The organism is Paracoccus aestuarii (assembly GCF_028553885.1).
In the GTDB taxonomy this organism is placed as follows: domain Bacteria; phylum Pseudomonadota; class Alphaproteobacteria; order Rhodobacterales; family Rhodobacteraceae; genus Paracoccus; species Paracoccus aestuarii.
In genome coordinates this window covers 50,712-74,582 of the sequence record NZ_CP067171.1, presented here as the reverse complement: position 1 = coordinate 74,582, position 23,871 = coordinate 50,712, and the positions used below count along the sequence as shown (strand labels likewise).

General features: G+C 69.4%; 23 protein-coding genes and 2 pseudogenes. 12 read left to right on the top strand and 13 right to left on the bottom strand.

Annotation, left to right across the window (positions count from 1 at the left end; translation table 11 throughout):
• The 8 genes from JHW48_RS17415 to JHW48_RS17380 all read right to left on the bottom strand — a co-directional run bounded on the left by JHW48_RS17415 (position 1) and on the right by JHW48_RS17380 (position 6,669).
• Entirely contained in the window at positions 1-282 is a 282-nt protein-coding gene (locus JHW48_RS17415; RefSeq protein ID WP_119887355.1) for a hypothetical protein, read from the bottom strand.
• Positions 279-1,286: a phosphotransferase family protein gene (locus tag JHW48_RS17410; protein WP_205961970.1), complete on the bottom strand. Its 1,008-nt coding sequence runs from the start codon at positions 1,284-1,286 to the stop codon at positions 279-281. The genes JHW48_RS17415 and JHW48_RS17410 overlap by 4 nt, the downstream gene beginning before the upstream one ends.
• Entirely contained in the window at positions 1,283-2,491 is a 1,209-nt protein-coding gene (locus tag JHW48_RS17405) for an acyl-CoA dehydrogenase family protein (protein ID WP_119887361.1), read from the bottom strand. Before JHW48_RS17405 ends, JHW48_RS17410 begins: the two co-directional genes overlap by 4 nt.
• Before the next feature lie 64 nt (positions 2,492-2,555).
• Positions 2,556-2,942, bottom strand: coding sequence for a type II toxin-antitoxin system VapC family toxin (locus JHW48_RS17400; protein WP_119887354.1), 387 nt, complete (start codon positions 2,940-2,942; stop codon positions 2,556-2,558).
• The gene (locus JHW48_RS17395; RefSeq protein ID WP_119887353.1) at positions 2,939-3,175 is read right to left on the bottom strand and encodes a type II toxin-antitoxin system Phd/YefM family antitoxin; all 237 of its coding nucleotides are present in this window, start codon (positions 3,173-3,175) and stop codon (positions 2,939-2,941) included. The genes JHW48_RS17400 and JHW48_RS17395 overlap by 4 nt, the downstream gene beginning before the upstream one ends.
• A 32-nt stretch (positions 3,176-3,207) precedes the next feature.
• The gene (gene fahA / locus JHW48_RS17390; protein ID WP_419182430.1) at positions 3,208-4,452 is read right to left on the bottom strand and encodes a fumarylacetoacetase; all 1,245 of its coding nucleotides are present in this window, start codon (positions 4,450-4,452) and stop codon (positions 3,208-3,210) included.
• The gene (gene hmgA, locus JHW48_RS17385) at positions 4,449-5,759 is read right to left on the bottom strand and encodes a homogentisate 1,2-dioxygenase (RefSeq protein WP_119887668.1); all 1,311 of its coding nucleotides are present in this window, start codon (positions 5,757-5,759) and stop codon (positions 4,449-4,451) included. The genes fahA and hmgA overlap by 4 nt, the downstream gene beginning before the upstream one ends.
• A 127-nt stretch (positions 5,760-5,886) precedes the next feature.
• On the bottom strand, positions 5,887-6,669 hold the full coding sequence (locus JHW48_RS17380; protein ID WP_119887667.1) for a DUF4394 domain-containing protein: 783 nt from the start codon (positions 6,667-6,669) through the stop codon (positions 5,887-5,889).
• Positions 6,670-6,861: 192 nt separating this feature from the next.
• Between JHW48_RS17380 and JHW48_RS17375 the strand changes: the two genes are divergently transcribed.
• The 11 genes and pseudogenes from JHW48_RS17375 to arsJ all read left to right on the top strand — a co-directional run bounded on the left by JHW48_RS17375 (position 6,862) and on the right by arsJ (position 16,390).
• Positions 6,862-7,425: a sigma-70 family RNA polymerase sigma factor gene (locus tag JHW48_RS17375; protein ID WP_240637968.1), complete on the top strand. Its 564-nt coding sequence runs from the start codon at positions 6,862-6,864 to the stop codon at positions 7,423-7,425.
• Positions 7,422-8,159 carry an anti-sigma factor gene (locus JHW48_RS17370; RefSeq protein WP_119887666.1) on the top strand — a complete coding sequence of 246 codons (738 nt, stop codon included), beginning with the start codon at positions 7,422-7,424 and terminating at the stop codon, positions 8,157-8,159. Before JHW48_RS17375 ends, JHW48_RS17370 begins: the two co-directional genes overlap by 4 nt.
• 103 nt (positions 8,160-8,262) lie before the next feature.
• Complete coding sequence (locus tag JHW48_RS17365) at positions 8,263-9,678, top strand: dihydrolipoyl dehydrogenase (RefSeq protein ID WP_119887665.1); 1,416 nt, start codon at positions 8,263-8,265, stop codon at positions 9,676-9,678.
• A 20-nt stretch (positions 9,679-9,698) separates the two neighbouring features.
• On the top strand, positions 9,699-10,463 hold the full coding sequence (locus JHW48_RS17360) for a hypothetical protein (RefSeq protein ID WP_119887664.1): 765 nt from the start codon (positions 9,699-9,701) through the stop codon (positions 10,461-10,463).
• 69 nt (positions 10,464-10,532) lie between these two features.
• Entirely contained in the window at positions 10,533-11,441 is a 909-nt protein-coding gene (locus JHW48_RS17355) for an aldose epimerase family protein (RefSeq protein ID WP_272835904.1), read from the top strand.
• Positions 11,442-11,450: 9 nt separating this feature from the next.
• Positions 11,451-11,783, top strand: a complete 333-nt coding sequence (locus tag JHW48_RS17350; RefSeq protein ID WP_119887320.1) for an ArsR/SmtB family transcription factor — start codon at positions 11,451-11,453, stop codon at positions 11,781-11,783.
• 22 nt (positions 11,784-11,805) lie between these two features.
• Positions 11,806-12,846, top strand: coding sequence for an ACR3 family arsenite efflux transporter (arsB, locus tag JHW48_RS17345; protein ID WP_119887319.1), 1,041 nt, complete (start codon positions 11,806-11,808; stop codon positions 12,844-12,846).
• Positions 12,843-13,556 (top strand): arsenical resistance protein ArsH, encoded by a 714-nt coding sequence (arsH, locus tag JHW48_RS17340; protein ID WP_119887318.1) that lies wholly within the window; start codon positions 12,843-12,845, stop codon positions 13,554-13,556. Before arsB ends, arsH begins: the two co-directional genes overlap by 4 nt.
• Positions 13,557-13,667: 111 nt before the next feature.
• Positions 13,668-14,156 (top strand): annotated as a pseudogene (locus JHW48_RS17335) (arsenate reductase ArsC); the annotation flags it as partial.
• A gap of 3 nt (positions 14,157-14,159) precedes the next feature.
• A complete protein-coding gene (locus JHW48_RS17330) occupies positions 14,160-15,164 on the top strand; it encodes an ArsJ-associated glyceraldehyde-3-phosphate dehydrogenase (protein ID WP_119887317.1) in 1,005 nt (334 codons plus the stop codon).
• Positions 15,161-16,390, top strand: a complete 1,230-nt coding sequence (gene arsJ, locus JHW48_RS17325; RefSeq protein ID WP_119887316.1) for an organoarsenical effux MFS transporter ArsJ — start codon at positions 15,161-15,163, stop codon at positions 16,388-16,390. The genes JHW48_RS17330 and arsJ overlap by 4 nt, the downstream gene beginning before the upstream one ends.
• On the opposite strand, the gene JHW48_RS17320 is transcribed toward arsJ, so the two are convergent.
• From JHW48_RS17320 to JHW48_RS17300, 5 genes and pseudogenes are all read right to left on the bottom strand, one after another.
• Positions 16,374-18,578, bottom strand: a complete 2,205-nt coding sequence (locus JHW48_RS17320) for a glycoside hydrolase family 2 protein (RefSeq protein WP_119887321.1) — start codon at positions 18,576-18,578, stop codon at positions 16,374-16,376. The genes arsJ and JHW48_RS17320 overlap by 17 nt on opposite strands.
• A 2-nt stretch (positions 18,579-18,580) precedes the next feature.
• Positions 18,581-19,729: a galactonate dehydratase gene (gene dgoD / locus JHW48_RS17315; RefSeq protein WP_119887315.1), complete on the bottom strand. Its 1,149-nt coding sequence runs from the start codon at positions 19,727-19,729 to the stop codon at positions 18,581-18,583.
• Positions 19,726-20,634, bottom strand: a complete 909-nt coding sequence (locus JHW48_RS17310) for a Gfo/Idh/MocA family protein (RefSeq protein WP_119887314.1) — start codon at positions 20,632-20,634, stop codon at positions 19,726-19,728. Before JHW48_RS17310 ends, dgoD begins: the two co-directional genes overlap by 4 nt.
• Positions 20,631-21,686 carry an ABC transporter ATP-binding protein gene (locus JHW48_RS17305; protein WP_119887313.1) on the bottom strand — a complete coding sequence of 352 codons (1,056 nt, stop codon included), beginning with the start codon at positions 21,684-21,686 and terminating at the stop codon, positions 20,631-20,633. The genes JHW48_RS17310 and JHW48_RS17305 overlap by 4 nt, the downstream gene beginning before the upstream one ends.
• A gap of 231 nt (positions 21,687-21,917) precedes the next feature.
• A pseudogene (locus JHW48_RS17300) lies at positions 21,918-22,481 on the bottom strand (IclR family transcriptional regulator); the annotation flags it as partial.
• A 105-nt stretch (positions 22,482-22,586) separates the two neighbouring features.
• On the opposite strand from JHW48_RS17300, the gene JHW48_RS17295 reads away from it, so the two are divergent.
• On the top strand, positions 22,587-23,831 hold the full coding sequence (locus JHW48_RS17295; RefSeq protein WP_119887311.1) for an ABC transporter substrate-binding protein: 1,245 nt from the start codon (positions 22,587-22,589) through the stop codon (positions 23,829-23,831).
• Positions 23,832-23,871 lie beyond the last annotated feature (40 nt).

Sequence of the window (23,871 nt, the reverse complement as noted above, 5' to 3'; positions counted from 1 at the left end):
TCAGTCCCGGTCCACCGCGTCGGGGTCGGCGATCCAGGCGCGGCGGCGGGCATCCCGCAGCAGGCGGTCATGCAGCGCGCGGTCCCCGTCATGGCGGCCCGCCCGGATCGCCGCCGGGTCGGCATGGTCGGGCGCGGGCGGGGGGGATGACAGCTCGCGCCGCGCCATGGCCAAGGCATTGGCGGCCAGCAGCGCGTGATAGCGCGCATCAGAGCCGCCCGGCGCGACGGCGTCGCGCAGCAGCGCCTCGGCTGTGGCGATCAGGTCCAGCGCGTCGCTCATGCGGCCTCTGGCGCGGTCATGCGCAGCAGCTGGTATTCCAGCACATCGGCGATCCGCCCGGTCAGCGCCAGATGCAGCGAGGGTTCCGCCCCGCCCGCATGGCGGTCGCCCTGCTGCAACGCGATGACCGCCCATCGGGCATGGGCCATCACCTCCCACCAGCGGATGCGGTCGGGGTCGGGGACGGTGCCGCCGGCCGCGGCATATCCCTCCAGCACGGCGGAACGTGGGGCGATGCCGCCCCCCTCCAGGTCCGGGCGCGAGAACCGCCAGCAGCGTGCGCAGAACCAGCCGATGTCGCAGGCCGGGTCCGACCAGGCGGCGAATTCCCAATCCAGCACGGCGGTCAGCCCGTCCGCGTCGATCAGCACGTTGCCGCTGCGGAAATCCTGATGGGTCAGCGTCACGCGGTCCGGCGGGGGGGCGTGGCGTTCCGCCCAACGCAGCGCCCATTCCAGGCCCGGGCGGGGCGCGGGCCGTGCATCCAGCCAGCCCCGCAGGACCGCGACCGCGTCCCGGGCCGGATCGGCCGGGCGCGGCCCCAGGATGCGGGCCAGCGCGGCATCGGGGCGGATCGCGTGGATCAGCGCCATCTGGCGGCCCAGCTCGCGCCCCAAGGCCAGCCGGTCGCCGCCCAGGGTCAGGTCGCGCACGACCTTGGGGCCGTATCCCGTGCCCTCGACCCAGGCCATCGCCGCGAAGGGCGCGCCGATGACCGCCGGATCGGCGCAGAAGCCCAAGGGTTCGGGCACCCGCACCCCGGCCCGGTGGGCGGCGGCGATCAGGGCATATTCCTCGGCCCGGCTTCGGCTGGCGGCGATGGTGGCGGGGGCGTCGCGGCGGATCACCAGGCGGCGGCTGGACGCGCCCGTGGCCACCGTCACGGCCCAGTTTTCCTGGATCGCGCCGCCCGACAGCTTGTCGGCGGCCACGACCCGCGCGCCGGGCATGTCCAGCGCATCGGCCAGCCAGCCGTCCAGCGCCGGATTTCCCGTCAGGCTCATGCGCCCCAGCCCCAGAAATCGTCGCCCTCGCGCGCATAGGCATCGGCCAGCACCATCCGATGCACCTCGGAGGCGCCATCGACCAGCCGCGCCTGGCGCGCATAGCGATAGATCCATTCCAGCACCGTGTCGCGGCTGTATCCCCGCGCGCCGTTCAGCTGGATCGCCACATCCGCGGCCTGATGCAGCGTGTCGGCGACATGCAGCTTGGCCATGGACACCTCCTTGCGGGCATGGCTGCCGCGATCCAGCGCGGCGGCGGCGTTCATCGTCAGCAGCCGCCCGATCTGGATGTTCAGCGCCACGCCGCCCAGCATCAGCCGCACGGATTCCCGGTCGGCCAGGCGGATGCCGAAGCCCTCGCGCGCGTCGACATAGGCCTGCGCCTCGGCCATGCAGCGTTTCGCCAAGCCCAGCCAGCGCATGCAATGGGTCAGCCGCGCGGTGCCAAGGCGGATCTGGGTCACCTTCAGCCCGTCGCCCACGCCCATCAGGCGGTTCTCGTCGGGGATCTTCAGCCCGTCGAATGCCAGCTCGCAATGGCCGCCATGTTCCTCGGGGCCCATGATGGGGATGCGGCGCAGGATGCGCCAGCCGGGCTGGTCGCGGTGGAACAGAAAGGCCGTCAGGTGGCGGCGGCGTTCCTCGGGGTTGGGATCGGTGCGGGCGATCAGGATGAAATGAGCGGCACCCTCGGCCCCGGTGATGAACCATTTGCGGCCGGTGACGCGCCAGACATCGCCATGGCGGGTGGCGGTGGTGCCGATCATGCCGGGATCGGACCCGCCGCCGGGCGCGGGTTCGGTCATCACGAAGCTGGACCGCACATCCCCCGTGACCAAGGGCGCCAGCCAGCGCGCCTGCTGATCGGGCCTGCCCACGCGGGCCAGGATGTCCATGTTGCCGTCATCGGGGGCGGCGCAGTTGAAGACGGCGGGCCCAAAGATCGAGCGGTTGGCCTCCTCATACATGACCGCGCGGCCGGAGACGGTCAGCCCCATCCCGCCCAGATCGCGCGGGACCTGCGGGCACCACAGCCCCTCGGCCCGGGCCTCGGCGCGCAGCGCGCGCAGGGGCGCCTCGGCGATGTTGTCATGGGCGTCCCAGGCCGAGCGGTCGGCCTCCACCGGCAGGATGCGGGTCTCGACAAAGGCGCGCGTGCGGCGGCGGATCGCCTCCAGATCGGCGTCCAGGGTGAAATCGATGGTCATGGGGCCTCCTCCTGCCGGGGTCAGAATGGGGGATGCGCCCTGCCGCGTAAAGGCGCGATCAGACCATCTCGACCGGGCCGCCATAGCGGCCGATGGCGCGGTCGGCGGTCAACAGGATCAGCCCCTCGGTGATGGCCTGGGCCAGCAGCATCCGGTCGAACGGGTCCGAATGCAGCGCCGGCAGCGCGGTCAGCGCCAGGCAGTGCCGCCCCTCGACCGGCAGCTCGTGATAGTCGTTGGACAAAAGCCCCGCGCGCAGCACGCCGGGATCGACGCGGAAATCGGGCCGGTCCAGCGCGCGCTTGATCGACACCTCCCAGATCGAGGCGGCCGAGAACCACAGCCGGTGGCGCGGCTCCGCCATGATCGCGCGCGCCCGGTCGGGCAGGCGGTCCGCCCCGAAGGCCGCCCAGAGCAGCAGATGCGTGTCGATCAGATAGTTCACGCCGGGCCGTCGAACATCGCGCGGATCCGGTCGGCATCCATCCGGTCGAAATCGTCGGGGATGGCATAGGCGCCGTCCAGGAACCCGATGCGGGTGGGGGCGGGGCTGTCGATCTGGACGACCTTGACCATCGGGCGGCCGGCGCGGGCGATGACGAAGGGTTCGCCCTGGACGGCGGCCTCGACCAGGCGGGACAGGTTCGTCTTGGCTTCGTGGATGTTCACGGTCTTCATGGCGGCCTCGTGACTTAGTCCGGGGGACTTAGTCAAGATAGGCCGCCCGCCGCCTCCGGGCAAGGGCCGTGATCGGGCAGCGCGGGCAGGATGCGCCCGGTGCAGGGGCCAAAGCCGATCCGGTAGCCCGCGCCATGCGCATGGGCGAACAGGTCCACCCGGTCGCCATCCTCCAGAAAGCGGCGGGTCTGGCCGGCGACGGTGACGGGTTCGGCGCCGCCGCGCGTCATCTCCAGCAGGGCGCCGACCTGATCCGGGCCGGGCCCGGAGATCGTGCCCGATCCCAGCAGGTCGCCCACCCGCATCGGGCAGCCCGAACTGGCGTGATGGGCCAGCTGCTGGGCGGCGGACCAGGACATCACCGAATGGTTCACCCGCGCCATCACCTGCCCGTTCAGCGACCAGCCCATCTGCAGGTCGTAAAAGCCCGGACGCGGGTCCTGCAGATGCGGCAGCAGCGGCGCCTGGCGCTGTGCGCCGCGGCGGCGGAACGGCTCCAACGCGGCCTGGGGGACGATCCAGGCGCCGATGGTGGTGGCGAAGGCCTTGGCCTGGAACGGGCCCAGGGGCTGGTATTCCCAGGCCTGGATGTCGCGCGCCGACCAGTCGTTCAGCAGGACATAGCCGAAGATCATGTCCTCGGCCCGGTCCACGCCGATCCGCGCGCCCAAGGGGCTGTCGGCGCCGATCACCGCGCCCAGCTCCAGCTCCAGGTCCAGGCGGGCGGTGGGTTCGAAGCGCGGCCCCTGGGGCCCGCGAAGCTGGCCCATCGGCCGGTGGATGTCGGTCCCCGACACCACGACCGAGGATGCCCGCCCGTTATAGCCGATGGGCAGGTGGTCCCATTGCGGCGGTAGCGCGTTCTGCGGGTCGCGGAACAGGCAGCCCACGTTGAAGGCATGGTGGCGCGAGGCGTAGAAATCCGTGAACTCGGCCACCGCAAAGGGCAGGTGCATCCGCGCCGCGGCCATCGGCACCAAGGGCAGGTCGCCCTGCCCCCCCTGGCCCAGCAGCGCGGTCAGGGCCGCGCGCACCCGGTCCCATTCCGCCCGCCCCCGCGCCATGAAGCCGTTCAGCGCCCCCGCCCCGAAACAGCCCGCATCCGCGATCAGCCCGCGATCGGCGCAGGCGGCCAGATCCAGGATCATGTCGCCGATCGCCACCCCGCAGCGCGGCGCGCCCCCGTCCGAGAAGACCCCATAGGGCAGGTTGTTCAGCGGAAAGGGCCCGTCGGGCCGGTTGGCCGATGCGACGCGGCAGGGGATCGGGCCGATCACTTGACCCCCGGCGTGCCGTCGAACTTCTTGTCCAGCGCTTGCCACAGATCGACATAGTCGGGCTGCATCGGCGCCTCGCGCGCGGCCCATTCGGTCAGGTGCTGGGGAAAGCGGGTCTCGAACATGAAGGACATGGTCTGGTCCAGCTTGTGGGGCGTCAGCTCGGCATTGCTGGCGCCCTCGAAGGCGTCGCGGTCGGGGCCGTGGGGCAGCATGCAGTTGTGCAGGCTGACCGATCCGGGCGCGAAGCCTTGGGGCTTCGCGTCATACTGGCCATAGATGTTGCCCATCAGTTCCGACATGATGTTCTTGTGATACCAAGGGGGGCGGAAGCTGTGTTCCGCCACCAGCCAGCGTTCGCGGAACAGCACGAAGTCGATATTGGCCGTCCCCTCCTGCCCCGATGGCGCGGTCAGCACGGTAAAGATCGACGGGTCGGGATGATCGAAGAGGATCGCGCCGACCGGCGAATAGGTCCTGAGGTCGTATTTGTAGGGGCAGTAATTGCCGTGCCAGGCCACCACGTCCAGCGGGCTGTGCCCGATCCGGGTCTCGTGGAACTGGCCGCACCATTTGACCGTGACGCGGGACGGCACCTCGCGATCCTCGAAGGCGGCGGTGGGGCATTTGAAGTCGCGCGGATTGGCCATGCAATTCGCACCGATGGGCCCACGATGGGGCAGGTCGAACTTCTGGCCGTAATTCTCGCAGACAAAGCCCCGGGCGGGACCATCCAGCACCTCGACGCGGTAGACCAGGCCGCGGGGGATGATCGCGATCTCTTTCGGCTCAAGGTCGATGACGCCCAGCTCAGTGCAGAAGCGCAGCCGCCCCTCCTGCGGGACGACCAGCAATTCGCCATCGGCCGAGAAGAAATATTCATCCTCCATCGAGCGGGTGACCAGATAGACATGGGCGGCCATGCCGGTCTGGGTGTTCACGTCGCCCGCCGTGGTCATGGTCCGCATGCCGGTGATCCAGGTCAGCGGTTCATCGGGCACGGGAATCGGGTCCCACCGGTATTGCCCCAGGCTGGACAGGTTCGGAACCACGTTCGGCGCCGTCTTCCAATGCGGCATGTCGATGGGCGCGAACCGGCCGACATGATGGACCGAGGGGCGGATACGATAGCACCAGGTCCGTTCGTTCTGGCCCCGCGGCGCGGTGAAGGCCGTGCCCGACAGCTGTTCGGCATAAAGACCGTAATTGCATTTCTGGGGGCTGTTCTGGCCCTGCGGCAGCGCGCCGGGCAGGGCCTCGGTCTCGAAGTCGTTGCCGAAGCCGGGCATGTAGGCGGGACGGGTCATGGCGCACCTCCTGAGGGTCGGGGCCAGGATACCGTTGCAGATGCAACGAAGTCAATCGCGGCGGCGGCCATGAAAAATGGCGCGCCACGGGGGGCGCGCCAGTCAGGGAACATCGACGGGGATGCGATCACATCGCGGGCAGGACCGTCAGGTCGCGGATCTGGCCCTCGACGCCTTCGATCTGGCCGGCCTGGGTGGCCATGCCGCTGTCCAGATCGACGGAATAGATGGCATTGCCGGTGACCAACCAGGCCATGTTGTTGCCATCGGCATCGCCCTGGATGTCAAAGGCCATCTCGGCGCCGGGTTCGGCGACCTCCAGCATGCCGACCGTCGCCAGCGTGCCGTCATTGGGGGCGGTCTGGCGGATCAGCGCGCCGATGCCCGCATCGATGTTGTACATCGCGGTCGATTCCGGGGTGCCGAAGCTGTTGGTATAGCCGGTGGCCACGGACATGGGCATGGCTTCGGAATTCTCGTCCTCGGCGGCCCAGTTCAGGTCGCCGTCCGCGGTGACCTCGCCCGTGTCCATGTTGACGCGGTGGTTGGTCACGCCGGTCATCAGGCGCAGGCGGTCGGCGGCGGGGTTCACGTCCACGATCACCGGCTGGTCGGCGACCGGCAGGGGCGTGTCCATGACCGACAGTTCGGTCGCCGCGCCCGAGGCGGTGTCGATGGTGACGATGCGCATGTCGTCGGTCACGCCGATCAGGCTGTTATCGGCGGCGCGCATGTCGATGCCCAGCAGGCGGTCGACGCCCTCGACCTCCATCGTGCCGGTGACCTCCAGGGTCTCGGTGTCGAACATGACCAGGGTGCGGTCATCGGTCAGGCCGACGCCGGTGGCGGCGACGGCGGCGGTCATCGACAGGGCCAGGGCCGAGGTCGAAAGTGCAGCAAGGCGAAACATGGAAAACTTCCTTTCTGTTCGTCGACTGTCGAGCGGCGATCCGGCCGCTCCTGTCATGGGGACGCAGGGACGGGGAAAACGGATGCAGGAAAATTTCGCGCGATCCCGGCGGGGGGCGGTTGCAACCCCGGCGCGCGAGCGGCAGGATGCGCCCGAACCAATGCCCGAGATCGGGGACTGACGGGGGACGCCGTGACCGACCACGCATCCACGCGCAGCCGCAGGCTGGACCAGGCGCTGGCCGCCTGCGTCGCAGGTGATCCGGGCGGCATCGACATCATCCTGGACCTGGAGGGGCCGCAGCTTCTGGGCGTGGCCCGGCGCATCCTGCAGCGCCACGACCTGGCCGAGGAGGCGCTGCAGGACGCGATGGTGCTGGTCTGGCGCAAGGCCGCCCAGCAGAACCGCGACCAAGGCACGGCGCGCGGCTGGATCTATGCGGTGCTGCGCAACCGCTGCCTGACCATCCTGCGCGACGGCGCGCGCCTGTCCAGCCTGCCGCCCGAGGACCTGACCCGCCTGCAGGAGGCCCGCCAGGATCTGGTCCCCGACGATGGCTGGCGGCTGCTGGCCGGGTCGGGGCGGCTTGGCGAATGCCTGGACGCGCTGGACGATCTCAGCAGGCGGGCGATCCTTCTGGCCCATGTGGCGGGCTACAGCCATGGCGAGATCTCGGAACGTCAGGGCGTTCCCTTGGGGACCGCGAAATCCTGGATCCGGCGCGGCCTGGCATCCCTGCGCGAGTGCCTGTCATGACCGTGATCCGCGACGACCTGGCCGGCTATGCCGATGATTTCGTCCTGGGCCTGCTGACCCCGCCCGAGGCCGAGCTGTTCGAGGCGATGATGGCCGCCGACCCCGCGCTGGCCGCCCGCGTGGCGCGGATGCGCGACCGGCTGCTGCCGCTGGACCTGTCGGCGGCCCCCGCCGACCTGCCCGAGGGCTTCCGCGACAGGCTGCGCGCGATCATCGCGGATACCGCCCAGGACGCGGCCCGCGCCGGATCGGTCCTGCCCGACCCGACCGCGCCCTTGGCGGCCAATGACACGATGGGCCCGCGTCCCGCGCGGCGCTGGCTGGGGCTGGCGGCCGGTCTGGCCTTGGGGGTCCTACTGGGCTTTGGCGGCGCGATGCAGCGGCCCGGCCCCGACCCGGTGGTGGTCGCGGTCCTGCTGGACGATGACGGCCGCCCCCGCGCCATCATCGAAGATTACGGCAATGACCGGGCCCAGATCCGCTTCGTCTCGGATGTCGAGGTGCCGCCGGGCAGCACGATCCAGGCCTGGACCCTGCCCTCGGAGGAGATGGGGCCGATGTCGCTCGGGGTGCTGGACGCGCCGCGATCCGCGCGCCTGGCCTGGCCGGACCTGCCCGCCCCGAGCGACGCGCAGCTCTACGAGATCACTTTGGAGCCTGCGGGCGGATCGCCCACCGGGCGGCCGACCGGGCCGATCATCGCCAAGGGCCTGGCCGCCGCCCAGGATATCTGACCGCCCATCACGGTCACGTCATCGCATCGGGCGCGATGTCGCGGGCGGGAACGCGCGCGGGGCGGCGGCGGTTGGGGTCGGACATCCCATAGAAGGCCGCGCCATGACCCGAGACCCCGACCTGACCTGCGACGTGGCGATCATCGGCGCAGGCAGCGCGGGCCTTGCGGCCGAACGCGCCGCGCGCAAGGACGGGGCCCGCACCCTGCTGATCGACCCGGATTTCCGAGGCACGCTTTGTGCCAATACCGGCTGCATGCCGTCCAAGCTGGTGATCGCGGCCGCCCATGCCGCCCATGCGCTGGACCGCGCGCCGGTCTTCGGCATCCATCCCGGCACCGTGATGATCGACGGGGCGGCGGTGATGGCGCGGGTCCGGTCCGAACGCGACCGCTTTGCCGCGGCGACGCGGGAATCGCTGCAGGACCTGCCGGCGGGCACGATGCTGCGGGCGCGCGCGCGGTTTCTGGCCGCGGACCGGCTGGCTTTGTCGGACGGGCGGGTGATCGCGGCGCGGGCGGTGGTGATCGCCACGGGCTCGGTCGCCGCGGTCCCGCCGCCCTTCCGCGACCTGGGGCCGCGCATCCTGACGAACGAGACGCTGTTCGACCTGCCCGACCTGCCCGAAAGCCTGGCCGTGATCGGCGCGGGCCCCATCGGGTTGGAGATGGCGCAGGCCATGGGCAGGCTGGGCGTCCGGGTCACTCTCTTCGATCAGGGCGACCGGCTCGGCAAGGCACGCTGCGACAGGGTCCATGACGCGATCCGCCAGGCCGTCGCCCGCGACGTGACCCTGTGCCTGGGTGTCGAGGTCGAGGCCCGCGCCCATCCCGACGGCATCGCCATCCGCTGGACCGGCGACAGCACGGGCGATCAGGTCTTTGGCCATGTACTGGTCGCCACGGGCCGCCCGCCCAACCTCGACGGGCTGGACCTGGACCGCACGGGCCTGGCACTGGACGATCACGGCACACCGGAATTCGACCCCGCGACCATGCAATGCGGCGATGCGGCGATCTTCATCGCGGGCGATGCGGATGCCGACCGCACCCTGCTGCACGAGGCATCGACCGAGGGCGCCATAGCAGGCCGCAACGCCGCCCGCTGGCCCGAGGTGACCCCGGCCGAACGCAGCCTGCAATTCGCGATGACCTTCATCGACCCGCCCATGGCGACCTTGGGCGCGGATCCGGGCGATGGCGCGATCTGCGGCCATGCCGATTATTCGGATCAGGGCCGCGCCCGCGTCGAGGCGCGGGCCGAAGGGGCCGTCACGCTCTATGCCGATGCGGACGGGGTGCTGACCGGGGCCGATCTCTGCTGTCCGGGGGCCGAGACGATGGCCCATCTGCTGGCCTGGTCGATCCAGTCGGGGGCCACGGCGTCGGGGCTGCTGTCCCTGCCCTTCTATCATCCGACGCAGGTCGAGGGGCTGAAGCCCGCCCTGCGCCAGATCTGTCGCGACACCCGCCAGCCCGAACCCGAGGGGCGCGATTTCGGCACGCCCCCCGGCGCCTGACACCACGGAAAGGGATACGCATGCTGCATGATCTGGGTCACGGCTTCTGGACGATCCGCGGCGATCTGCGGATCGGGGGGGTGCTGAATGTCGGCACGCAGGCGGGGCTGGTCGCGCTGAAATCCGGCGGTTTCGTGATGCTGGACAGCTATCCGTTGAAGGGCGAGGTCCGCGACCGGGTCATGGCGCTGACCGATCAGGGCCGCGCGCTGAAGGCGGTGCTGAACCTGCACCCGTTCCACACCCTGCATTGCGCCGCCATCGCGCAGGATTTCCCCCATGCCGCGCTTTACGGCACGCATCGCCACCGGCTGCGCCATCCCGACCTGGACTGGCGCCCCGAACCCGTCGAAAGCCCGGAACTGGCCGAGATCTTCGCCGATGACCTGGTCCTGACCCAGCCCCGCGGCATCGACCTGGTCACCCGGAACGAGCGTGTCCATGCCGGATCGGTTCTGGCTTGGCACCCCGCCAGCCGGGTGCTGCATGTCGATGACACGATCAACCTGCTGCCGGTGCCGCGCCTGCTGCGGCGGATCTTTCCCACGCCGCGGGTCTTTCTGCACCCGACCCTGCCGAAGGCGCTGCTGCCGCGGGCGGGGGCGGTGCGGGATTTCCGCGACTGGCTGCACGGGCTGGCGGCGATGACGCGGGACCTGCGCTGGCTCTGCGCGGCCCATTCGGGGCATCACGAATTCGCGCCGGGCCAGTTCTCGGACCGGCTGCTGGCCGCCTATCGCCGGATCGAGGATCGCCTGACCCGCGCCGAGGCGGATCAAAGCTGACCCCTTGCGCCCCCGCCCGCCCCGCGCTTTGATCTTGCATCGGGTGGCCAAGCAGGCGGGATGGACGACATGGCAAGGCTGCCCGACGGGCGCATGGTGGGGGGCGTCACGCTGCGGGCGGGGCGGCTGACGGCGCGGGTTATCACCTTGGGGGCCATCGTCCAGGACCTGCGGATGGCGAGCGTGGACCATCCGCTGGTCCTGGGCCATCCCGATCCGGCGGCCTATCTGGACCGCTTCATCCATGTCGGCGCGATCGTCGGGCGGTTCGCCAACCGCATCGCGGGCGCGCGGTTCCGCCTGTCGGGGCGCGATCATCGGCTGGCGGCGAACGAGGCCGATGCCTGCCTGCATGGCGGGCCGAACGGCGCCTCGCTGCGGGTGTGGCGGATCGCGGATGCGGGGCCGGATCACGTCACCATGGCGCTGGATTTCGCGGATGGCGAGGCGGGGTTTCCCGGCGCCATGCAGGCGGTGGCGCGGCTGTCGCTGATCGACGGGCCGGAGGGGGCGGGCATGATCGTGGCCCTGCAGGCCACGGCGACGCGCGCCACCCCCTGCAGCCTGACGCATCACGGATATTGGACCCTCTCGCCCGGCGGGCGGGCCGATCAGCGCCTGCAGGTGGATGCCGACCGCTACCTGCCGGTGGACGAAGGCAAGCTGCCCCTGCCCTCGGCCCCCGCGCCGGTCGCGGGGACGCGGTTCGATATGCGCGCGCCGCGGGCCTTGGACGATCAGGGGATCGACCATTGCCTCTGCCTGTCGGACGGGCCGCGGCCGCTGCGCCAGGTGGCCTGTCTGCAGGCGCCCGATCTGCGGCTGCGGGTGCTGACCACCGCGCCGGGGCTGCAGGTCTATGATGGCGGGCATTTCCCCGCTGAGGGCATCGCGGGCCATCCCGGCCAGGTCTGGCGGTCCGAGACCCGCTACATGATCGACCGCGCCCCCCTTGCCGCGGGGGATCATTTCCGATAATCGGGAAAGATGGAAAAGTCTGACGCCCTCGCCGCCCTCGCATCCCTGGCCCATGACCGGCGGATCGAGGTGTTTCGCCTGCTGGTGCGCGCCGGTCCCGCCGGCATGGCCGCGGGCGACATCGCCCAGGATCTGGGCATGCTGCCCAACACCCTGTCGAACAACCTGACCATCCTGACCTCGGCCGGGATGATCCGGTCCCTGCGCGAGGGGCGGTCGATCCGCTATTTCGCCCGGATGGAGACGATGCGCGGCCTTCTGTCCTATCTGATGGAGGATTGCTGCGGCGGCCGTGCCGATCTCTGCCAGCCGGTGCTGGACGAGATCGCCTGCGCCTGCTGACCCCATCCCGAGGACGCATCCCATGACCGCGGCATCCGACCCCCTGGGCCCCGTCGAGCGCTGGCTGACGCTGTGGGTCGGGCTGGCCATGCTGGCGGGGCTGGCCATCGGGGCCGTCGCGCCGGGGCTGGTCCAGGCCGTGGCGGGGGCCGAGATCGCCTCGATCAACCTGGTCGTCGCGGTGCTGATCTGGGCGATGGTCTATCCGATGATGGTCAATGTGGACCTGGGCGCGGTGGCGGGCGTGGCGCGCCAGCCGCGCGGCCTGCTGATCACGCTGGCGGTCAACTGGCTGATCAAGCCCTTTACCATGGCGCTGCTGGCGGTGCTGTTCTTCGACCATGTCTTCGCCCCCTGGATCGCACCCGAGGACGCGCAGCAATATATCGCGGGCCTGATCCTGCTGGGGGCGGCGCCCTGCACGGCGATGGTCTTCGTCTGGTCGCAGCTGGTGCGGGGGGATGCGACCTATACGCTGGTCCAGGTCTCGGTCAATGACGTGATCATGGTGGTGGCCTTCGCCCCCATTGTGGCGCTGCTGCTGGGCGTCACCGATATCGCGGTGCCGTGGCATACGCTGGTCCTGGCCACGATCCTCTATGTCGTGCTGCCCTTGGCTGCGGGGCTGCTGACGCGCCGGGCGCTGCGCGCGCCTGCCCGGATCGCGGCGTTTTCCGCCCGCGTGAAGCCCTGGTCGATGATCGGGCTGGTCGCGACGGTGGCGATCCTCTTTGCCCTTCAGGGCCGGACGATCCTGGACCGGCCGGGCATCATCGCTCTGATCGCCGTGCCGATCCTGATCCAGAGCTATCTGATCTTTGCCATCGCCTATGGCGCGGCCCGGGCCATGCGCGTGCCGCACCGGATCGCGGCGCCCTGCGGGCTGATCGGGACCTCGAATTTCTTCGAACTGGCCGTGGCGGTGGCGATCAGCCTTTTCGGCCTGAATTCCGGCGCGGCGCTGGCCACGGTGGTCGGCGTGCTGGTCGAGGTGCCGGTGATGCTGTCGCTGGTGGCCCTTGCCAACCGCACCCGCACCCGCTGGCCCGAGGAGAGACGATGACCGACGACCTGCCCGCCCTGGACCGCACCCTGCTGCCCGGTGCCCTGACCCTGCCCGCCGCCGCCGATCCCGGCCATGCGCCGCGCATCCTGATCCTTTACGGCTCGCTTCGGGCACGCAGCTTCTCGCGCCTCTCGGCCGAGGAGGCGGGGCGCATCCTGACCCATCTGGGGGCCGAGGTGCGGTTCTTCGACCCCGCGGGCCTGCCCCTGGTCGATGACAATGCCGATGCCGACCACCCGCGCGTCCGCGCCCTGCGCGATCTGGTCGCCTGGTCCGAGGGCATGGTCTGGTCCAGCCCCGAACGCCATGGCGCGATGACCGGGCTGATGAAGACCCAGATCGACTGGATTCCGCTGTCGGACGGCGCGGTGCGCCCGACCCAGGGCAAGACCTTGGCCGTGATGCAGGTCTCGGGCGGATCGCAGAGCTTCAACGCGGTGAACCAGATGCGCGTGCTGGGCCGCTGGATGCGGATGCTGACCATCCCAAACCAGTCCTCGATCCCCAAGGCCTTTCAGGAATTCGACGAGGCCGGGCGGATGCGCCCCTCGCCGCTCTATGAACGGATCGTCGACGTGATGGAGGAGCTGGTCCGCTTCACCCTGCTGACGCGCGGCCGGTCCGCATGGCTGACCGACCGCTATTCCGAACGCCGGGAAAGCGCGGCGGATCTGATCGCGCGGGTGAACCTGTCGCAGGCGACCTGAGCCACGCCCTGTCATGGGAATGTCATTGGACGCGGGCCTTATTTCCTGTATTCCCGAATTATCGAACCGGTATCCGCCGTTCATCAGGGGAAACGATCCATGGCCGACATGTTCCACGTCCTGTTCATCTGTTCGGGCAATTCCGCCCGCTCGATCTTTGCCGAGGCGCTGCTGCGCGATCTGGGGGCTGGGCGCTTTGCGGCCCATTCGGCGGGCACCCGCCCCGGCACCCGGCTGAACCCCTTCGCGCTGGAGGTGCTGGAGCGCAACGGCCATGACGTCGCGCAGATGCGGTCCAAGCATCTATCCGAATTCCAGGCCCCGGATGCGCCGCGGATGGATTTCGTCTTTACCGTCTGCGACACGGCGGCGGCCGAGGAATGTCCCCCCTGGCCCGGCCAGCCCATCACCGGCCATTGGGGCCTGCCCGACCCGGTCAAGGCCGAGGGCACGGATGCGGAAAAGGCGCTGGTCTTTGCCCAAACCTATGGCGCGCTGCGCCGCCGGATCGAGGCTTTCGTGGCCCTGCCCATGGCCAGCCTGGACCGCATTTCCCTGCAGAACCGCGTCGATGCGATCGACGCCGAGGCAAAGGACTGACTAATGACGCGCATCGCATTGAACGGCCTTGGCCGCATCGGCAAGCTGGCCCTGCGCCGCCTGATTGACCAAGGCATGGGCGACCGGATCGTGCTGCTCAATGACATCGCCGGGGATGCCGAACAGCACGCCCTGCTGATGGAATTCGACAGCGTGCATGGCCGCTGGCCGGTGCCGGTCGCCGCCGATGGCGATGCGCTGGTGCTGGACGGGCACCGCATCCCGCTGACGCGGGAAAAGACCATCGAGGCCCTGCCGCTGGAGGGTGTCGATCTGGTCATCGACGCGACCGGCGTCTTCAAGACCGGGGCGAAGATCGAGCCTTATTTCGCGGCGGGCGTGAAGCGCGTCGTGGTCAGCGCCCCGGTCAAGGACGGCGATGCGCTGAACCTGGTCTATGGGATCAATCATGACCTCTATGACGGCAGCCAGCGCATCGTGACGGCGGCCAGCTGCACGACGAATTGCCTGGCGCCGGTGGTCAAGGTCATCCACGAGGGGTTGGGCATCCGCCACGGCTCCATCACCACGATCCATGACGTGACCAACACCCAGACCATCGTGGACCGCCCGGCCAAGGACATGCGCCGCGCGCGCTCCGCGCTGGCGAACCTGATCCCCACGACCACGGGCAGCGCCACCGCGATCACCCTGATCTATCCCGAACTGACGGGCCGGCTGAACGGCCATGCGATCCGGGTGCCGCTGCTGAACGCCTCGCTGACCGATTGCGTCTTCGAGGTCGAACGCGAGACCACGGTCGAGGAGGTCAACGCCCTGCTGCGCGCTGCCGCCGAAGGACCGCTGGCGGGCATCCTGGGATATGAGACCCGGCCGCTGGTCTCGACCGACTACGTCAACGATCCGCGCAGCGGGATCGTGGATGCGGGATCGACCATGGTCGTGAACGGCACGCAGGTGAAGATCTACGCTTGGTACGATAATGAATGGGGCTATGCCTGCCGGCTGGTGGACATCGCCCGGATGGTCGCGGAGCGCATGGCATGAATGGCTTGCGCGCCTATGCGGCGGTGACGGCGGCCTATTGGGCCTTCATGCTGTCGGACGGCGCGCTGAGGATGCTGGTCCTTCTGCATTTCAATGGGCTGGGATTTTCGCCGGTGCAGCTGGCATACCTGTTCCTGCTCTATGAGGTGGCGGGGATCGTGACCAATCTGGCGGCGGGCTGGCTGGCCGCGCGCTTCGGGCTGGCGGCGACGCTTTATGCGGGGCTGGGCATCCAGATCGCGGCGCTGGCGGCGCTGGCGCAGCTGAATCCGGGCTGGACGGTGGGGGCCTCGGTGATCTTTGTCATGGCGGTGCAGGGGGCATCGGGCGTGGCTAAGGACCTGGCCAAGATGTCGTCGAAATCCGCGGTCAAGGTGCTGGCGCCTGCGGATGGGGGCCTGTTCCGTTGGGTCGCGGCGCTGACCGGGTCCAAGAACGCGGTCAAGGGGCTGGGCTTTTTCCTGGGCGCGGCGCTGTTGGCGTTGGCGGGGTTCCAGGCGGCGATCTGGGCGATGGCGGCGGTGCTGGCGGTGATCCTGCTGGCGGTGGCGCTGTTTTTGCCGCCGGGCCTGCCGGGGCGGATGAAGGGCGCGGACAGCTGGTCGGGCTGGCGGTCGTCGGACCCTCGCGTGAACCGCCTGTCGCTGGCGCGGATGTTCCTGTTCGGGGCGCGGGACGTGTGGTTCGTCGTGGGCATCCCGATCTATTTCCAGGCGGTCCTGTCGGACGGCACCGCCGAGGGCCGGCGCGAGGCGTTCTTTCTGGTCGGCGGCTTCATGGCGGCCTGGATCATACTCTATGGCGCGGTGCAGGCGGCGGCGCCGCGCATCCTGGGCGGCGCGAACCGCCCCGAGGGCGCCGTGACCCGCGATGCGATCCGGTGGGCGGGGATGTTGGTGCCGATCCCGTTTGCGCTGGCCTTGGCGGTATGGGTCGCGGGCGATCCGGCGCCTTGGCTGACCGGGCTACTGGTGCTGGGACTGCTGGGCTTCGGCTATGTCTTTGCGATCAATTCCTCGGTCCATTCCTATCTGATCCTGGCCTTCGGGCAGGCCGAGCGGATCACGCGGGATGTGGGCTTTTACTACATGGCCAATGCGGCGGGACGGCTGATGGGGACGCTGTTGTCGGGGATCAGCTATCAGCTGGGCGGGCTGCCCCTGTGCCTGGCCACCGCCGGGGTGATGGCGGCGGCCAGCTGGTGGGCGGTCAGGCGTCTGGCGTGACGCGGATCACCGCCTCGGCCATGGGGAATTGCGGATGGCGGGCGGTCACACGCAGCGCGCCCGCTTCCCCCGTCAGGCGCAGGATCAGCCCCGCCGTGCCGCCCTGCAGGGGCCGCAGCTCCGGCCCGATCAGCCGCGCGGGCCCATCCACCGCGACCGAGACCGAACCCGGCAGGAAGGGCAGCCGGTTCCCCGCCTGATCCAGCGCCCGGATGATCACCCGCAGGTCGATATCCGCATCGGCGGGCAGCGCGTCCCGGTCCGGAGCCACCTGCAGCCTGGTGGGCAGCGGATCGGCGGCAAAGTCGCGCCGCGCGACCGCGACCCCGTCCAAGTATCCGGTGATGCGGCCCGGATGCCAGCTCATGCCCCAGAGGCCCAGATCCTCGGGCGACAGGTGCCGGTGGTCGATGATGACCGGCGGATGGGGCAGATGCGGGAACCGCTCGCGGTCGGGGCCGACCCGGCGGGTGACGCCCGCGCATTCGAACTCGACCTCGTCGCAATTCGTCAGGATGACCAAGGGCAGGACGCCGCCGATATTGCGCTCGCCCCGCGCCCAGAAGGTCACCGGCTCCATGACGATGCCCTCGGATGGCGGCTTCTGGCTGGCATAGGCATGGGCCGCGAATTTCGGCTCGCGCCAGATGTCCATGACGCCGTGATGGCAGATGCGGTCGCCCGCGCCGAAATCCTTGTGCGTGTTGTAGTCGAACATGCACCAGCCGATGCACCCCGAGATCGCCGGGTCGCCATGGGCGGCGTTCAGCACCTCCAGATGGCGGATCACATGCTCCATCTGGCGCAGTTCGGGATCGCCCGCCTTGGTCGGGAACATGTGGCCGTTATATTCGGTGACCAGATAGGGGACGGGTTTCTTGATGCCGGTGACCTCTGCCGGCGCGCGCAGCGCGGTGCGCGGGCGGTTGATCAGCGGCAGCTCAGATTCGTCCAGGATGAAATCGTTCATCGTATAGACATCCTCCAGCAGTTCGCTGTCGGTGATGCAGCGCACGCCGCCGGTGGCCCGCGTCGGGTCCAGGTCCCGCGCCAGCGCGTTGGTGCGGGTATAGAAGTCGTGATCGTCCGGGCTCTCGTTGATGCGCACGCCCCAGATGACGATGCTGGGATGGTTCCAGTCGCGGGTGATCATGGCGCGGACGTTGTCCACGCTGCGGTCCTGCCAGGCCTCGTCGCCGATATGCTGCCAACCGGGGATTTCCTCGAAGACCAAGAGCCCGATCTCGTCGCAGCGATCCAGGAACCACTTGCTTTGGGGATAATGCGAGGTGCGCACGATATTGCAGCCCAGATCATGGCGCAGGATCTCGGCGTCGCGTTCCTGCGCATGGCGGCCCGCAGCATAGCCCTGATGGGCCCAGCTTTGGTGCCGGTTCAGCCCGCGCAGCGTCATCGGCTGGCCGTTCAGCAGAAAGCCCTGCGGCGTCCATTCCGCGGTGCGGAACCCGAAGCGGTGCGTGGTCACGTCGCCGCTGTCGGGCAGCGTCAGCTCCACCGTGTAAAGCTGCGGGCTGTCGGTGGACCAGAGGCCGAGGCCGGTCAGGCCCGACAGGGTCAGATCACCCTCGCCTTCGGTGGCTGCGATCTCACGCGCGCCGTCCAGCAGGCGGGCGCTCACCAGGCCGGGGGCGGTGACCTCGGGGCGGATCACGACCGTTTTCGCGTCCGACAGCGCGTCGGGCGTCAGGATGCGCGCATTGGTCAGGTGCCGTTCAGGCCGCACCATCAGCCAGACATCGCGATAGATGCCCGCATAGGTCAGATAGTCGATCTGCGCGCCAAAGGGCGGGATGGCGGGGTTCTCGGACCCGTCGATCTGCACCGTCACCAGATTGTCGCCCGGGCGCAGATGGTCGGTCAGATCCGCCACGAAGGGCGTGTAGCCGTCGGGATGGGCCACGACCTGCACGCCGTTCACCCAGACCACATTGTCGGCCATCGCCCCGTCGAACCGCAGCTGCACCCGGCGGCCCGCCCACGCCTCGTCCCACGCGATCACGCGCTGATAGGTGAAGGGTCGCTGGAAATCCGCCTCGTCGAAATAGGTCAGGGACAGGTCCACCGCATTATGCGGCAGGGTGACGGAGGTGCCCTCCAGCGGCGCCGCGGGGTCGGCATGGCCTTCGGCAAAGGTCCAGCCATGGTTCAGTTTCGTCACGTCTCGCATGATCACCATTCCGCAAAGCTGCCGTCGGCATGGCGCCAGACGGGGTTGCGCCAGCGGTGCCCTTGGGCGGCCATCTGGCGGACCTTGTCCTCGTTCACCTCGATGCCCAGGCCCGGCCCCTGCGGGATCGCGACGAAGCCATCCTCATAGGCAAAGACCGAGGGGTCGGTCAGGTAGTCCAGCAGGTCGCTGCCCTCGTTGTAATGGATGCCAAGCGACTGTTCCTGGATGAAGGCGTTGTAGCAGACCGCGTCCAGCTGCAGGTTCGCGGCCAGCGCGATGGGGCCGAGCGGACAGTGCAGCGCCAAGGCCACGTCATGCGCCTCGGCCATGGCGGCGATGCGATAGGTCTCGGTGATGCCGCCCGCATGGCTGGGATCGGGCTGGATGATGTCGACATAGCCGCCCTGCAGGATCGCCTTGAAATCCCACCCGGAATAGAGGCGTTCCCCAAGCGCGATGGGGGTGGAGCAGTGATTGGCAATCTCGCGCAGCGCCTCGGCATGTTCCGACAGGACCGGCTCCTCGATGAACATCAGGCGGAAGGGTTCCAGCTCACGCGCCAGCACCTTGGCCATCGGGCGATGCACGCGGCCGTGGAAATCGATGCCGATGCCGAAATCGGGGCCCATCTCCTCGCGGATGGCCTGCACGCGCGCCAGGACCTGATCGACCTTGGCATGGCTGTCGACGAACTGCATCTCCTCGGTGCCGTTCATCTTGACGGCGGTGAAACCCCGGTCGCCGCAATCGCGCGCCATCCGCGCCGTGTCGCCCGGACGGTCGCCGCCGATCCAGCTATAGACGCGGATGCGGTCGCGCTGCTGGCCGCCCAGCAGGGCATGGACCGGCACGCCCAGATCGCGGCCCTTGATGTCCCACAGCGCCTGGTCCAGCCCCGCGATGGCCGACATGTGGATGCCGCCACCGCGATAGAAGCCCGCGCGATACATCACCGTCCAATGGTCCTGGATCAGGCGCGGGTCGCGGCCGATCAGATAGTCGGACAGTTCCTCGACGCAGGCGGCGACCGAGGCGGCGCGGCCCTCCAGCACGGGTTCGCCCCAACCGCTGATGCCCGCGTCGGTGCTGATCTTCACGAAGCACCAGCGGGGCGGCACGATGAAGGTCTCGATGGCGGTGATCTTCATGGGTGGTCCTCGAAGGCGGGGGCCGCGTGGCGGCGGCCGGTCAGGAAGGCATCGGCGACAAGGCGCAGCGGCGCCAGGTCGCAATCGCTGTGCCCGGTGGCGATCAGGTCGCGGAAACGGGCATAGAGGCGGGGATATTCGCGATCCTCGCCCCCCGTAGCGATGCCCGGCGCGGTGAAGCGGGCGCCGCCCTCGGACAGGGTCGCGGGGCCGTCATCGGTCTCGAAGGCGATCTGCCAGGTCTGGGGGCCGGTCTCGCGCCAGTCGAAATGCGCCGTGACCGGATGGCCCGCATCCAAGGTCAGATCGGCGGCGATGGGGGTCTGGCGGTTGTCGGGGATGTGCAGATCGGCCCCGACCAAGCGCGCATCGGGCATCAGCGCGGTCAGGATCGACAGCGCGTTGATGCCCGGATCGAAAACGCCCAGCCCCCCCGGCTGCCAGATCCAGTCCTGGCCCGGATGCCAGCGGCGCACATCCTCGCGCCAGTCGATGCGGGTCGCGCGCAGGCTGCGGCGCGACAGCCAGTCGCGGGCGGCCTCGACCGCCGCCGCCTCGCGCGAATGCCAGGTGGCGTGGAGGGTGACGCCCTGCCGCGCGGCCTCGGCCTCCAGCAGCGCCATTTCCGACAGGGCGGCACCGGGGGGTTTTTCCAGCATCAGGTGGCGGCCCGCGCGCAGCACGGCCATGGCCTGATCGAACCGCCCCTGCGGCGGCGTGCAGAGCGTCACCGCATCCACATCGCCCAGCATCTGGGCCAGGTCGGTATGGTTGGCGACGCCGGCCAGCGTCGCGTTGCGGCTGGCGATGGCGGTCAGGGTCAGCCCATCCGTCGCGGCGATGGCGGGCAGGTGCTGGGCGCGGGCGATGGTGCCCAGGCCCACGAGGCCGAGGCGCAGGCTCATCTGAGGCGCTGCCCGGTCTGGGCGTCGAAGAAGAAGGCATGCGCCGGATCGAAGGCCAGCCCCAGACTGCCGCCGCCCGCCGGGTCCAGCCGCTGGCCGGTCTGGACGATCAGCTTCTCGCCCGAGGGCGCGCGCAGATGGGCGAATGTCGTGCCACCCAGATTCTCGGCCAGCTCGACCCGGAAGGGGCCGTCGGGCGTGATGGTCAGCGCAACGGGGCGCAGCCCGATCTCGACCGCGCGGCCATCCGTCAGGGCGGGGCTGGCTGCGGGGATGGGCGTGTCGAAGGCAGGCGTCACGACCTGCCCGCCCTGCACCCGACCGGCCAGGAAATTCATCGCCGGGCTGCCGATGAAGCCCGCGACGAAGCGGTTGTCGGGATCGTCATAGAGGTCCATGGGCGCGCCCACCTGCTCGATCCGGCCGGCACGCAGGACCACGATCTTGTCGGCCATGGTCATCGCCTCGACCTGGTCATGGGTGACATAGATCATCGTGGCCTTGATCTCGCGGTGCAGGCGCGCGATCTCGGCCCGCATTTCCACGCGCAGCTCGGCATCGAGGTTCGACAGCGGCTCGTCGAACAGGAAGACCTTGGGGCCGCGCACGATGGCCCGCCCGATCGCAACGCGCTGGCGCTGGCCGCCGGACAGGTTGGCAGGCTTGCGGTCCAGCAGCGGGTCCAGCTTCAGGATGCGGGCGGCCTCGGCCACCTTGGCGGCGATCTGGGCCTTGGGATGGCCGTTCATCTTCAGGCCGAAGCCCATGTTCTGGGCCACCGTCATGTGGGGATAAAGCGCATAGGTCTGGAACACCATCGCCACGCCCCGGTCGGCGGGTTCGGCATGGGTGACGTCGGCGCCCTCGATGCGGACCTGGCCGGCGCTGGTCTCCTCCAGCCCCGCGATCATGCGCAGCAGGGTGGATTTCCCGCAGCCCGAGGGGCCGACGAAGACGCAGAATTCCCCCTGCTCGATGGCAAGGTCGACGCCGTGGATCACCCGGACGGGGCCGAAATCCTTGGTGACGCGGTTCAGCTGGACGCCGGACATGGGCAACCTCATGCGGATCTGTGTTCGGGAAACCGCCACGCCTCGGCGGCCTGGGCGATGCGGGCGGCGGCGTCGCGGACGGGACCGGCCAGGGCCAGCAGGCGGTCGCGCGGCGTACTCGCCGTGGTGGTCGTGACCGAGATCGCCCCCAGCACCCGCCCCGGTCCTGTCGGGGGCGGCGATGCAGGCGATGCCGGCCTCGTGTTCCTCGTCATCCAGCGCATAGCCGCGCGCGCGGATGCGGGCCAGATCGGCACGCAGCGCGGCCGGGTCGGTCAGGGTGCTGGGCGTGTGGCGGTGAAAGGACTGGCGGTCGATGGCGGCGGCCAGCCGATCCTCGGGCAGATGGGCCAGCATGGCCTTGCCGACGCCCGTGCAATAGGCGGGGCCCACCTTGCCCGATTGGGCGAACATCTCGACCGGCAGCTTGGCGTTGCGCTTGTCGACATAGAGGACCGCGCCATTGTCCAGCTGGGCCAGGTGGATCGTCTGGCCCAAGGCCTCGGCCAGCTCGTCCAGGACCGCGCGCGCCACCGGCGCCAGGCTAGACTGCGCCCAGGCCGAATGGGCCAGCCGGACCAGCCGCATGCCCGGCGCATAGGTCTGATGCGCCTCGTCGAAGGCCAGCATGTCCTGATGCGTCAGCGCCTGCAGAAACCGATAGAGCGTCGCCTTGGGCAGCCCCGCCACCGGCAGCAGCTCGGCGAACCGCACCGGCCGCCCGAACCCCGCCACCAGGTCCAGCACCGCCAGGGTGCGCCCCACCGTGCCGTCGCTCGTCTCGCGCCCTGTCATGCCGAACGGCCCTCCCCTCGTTGTTGACAGGCTAGGCGATTCGCCACATAGTTTCAATATTCAAAACACGGTTTCAAAATATGGAACAACGCAGGGAGGAACGACATGCTGACATCACGGAAGGCCCTGGCGCTTGCCGCGCTTCTGGCCAGCGCCGCGCCGGCGCTGGCGCAGGACCGCGTGCTGACCTTCAACACCAATGCCTCGGACCCCGCGCCGCGCCAGATGTTCGAGACGCTGGCCGCCGATTTCATGGCCGAGCACCCCGAGATCCGGGTCGAGATCAACACCTTCGACCACGAGGGCTTCAAGACCGCGATCCGCAACTTCCTGACCGCCGATCCACCCGACCTGATCACCTGGTTCGCGGGCAACCGCATGAAGCCTTTCGTCGATGCGGGCCAGCTGATGGACATCTCGGATGTCTGGGCGGCCGAGGGCGTGGGCGAGAACCTGGCCTCGGCCGAAAGCTCGGTCACCTTCGACGGCAAGCAATGGGGAATGCCCTACAGCTATTACCAGTGGGGCGTGTATTACAACCGCGACGCCTATGAGGCCGCGGGCATCGCCGAGCCTGCCACCGATTGGGACGGTTTCCTGGCCAATTGCGAAACCTTCCAGGCCGCGGGCATCGACTGCCTGACCACGGGCAGCAAGGCGCTGTGGCCGGTGGCGGGGCTGTTCGATTATCTGTCGCTGCGCACGAACGGCTATGACTGGCACATGCAGCTGACCAACGGGGAAATCCCCTGGACCGATGACAGCGTGCGCGCCGTCTTTGCCGAGATGGGCCGCATCGCCCCCTTCATCACCGCCAACCATGCCGCCATCGACTGGCAGGATGCGGTGGCGCTGATGGTCCAGGGCCGGGCCGCGCATTACGTCATGGGCAATTTTGCCGTGGCGGCATTCCGCGACGGGGGCATGACGGATGACAATCTGGGCTTCATGTCCTTCCCCACGATCAACGCGGACATCCCCCGCGCCGAGGAGGCCCCGACCGAGACCGTCCACATCCCCGCAGGCGCCCGCAACCCCGATGATGCCAAGCTGTTCCTGACCTATCTGGCCCGCGCCAACGTGCAGACCAAGATGAATGACATGCTGGGCCAGCTGCCGGTCAATTCCGAGGCCAGCGTCGGCGACGATCCCTTCCTGCAGGCCGGGTTCGAGATGCTGTCCACCGCCGAGGGCGGCATCGCGCAGTTCTTCGACCGCGACGCCCCCGCCGAGATGGCCAAGGCCGGGATGGAGGGCTTCCAGGAGTTCCTGGTCCGCCCGGAGCGTCTGGACCAGATCCTGGACCGGCTGGAGCGCCAGCGCCAGCGCATCTACGCCACCGCCCAGTAGGCGCCGGATGCGGGCCACTCACGGCCCGCATCCCCCCGGC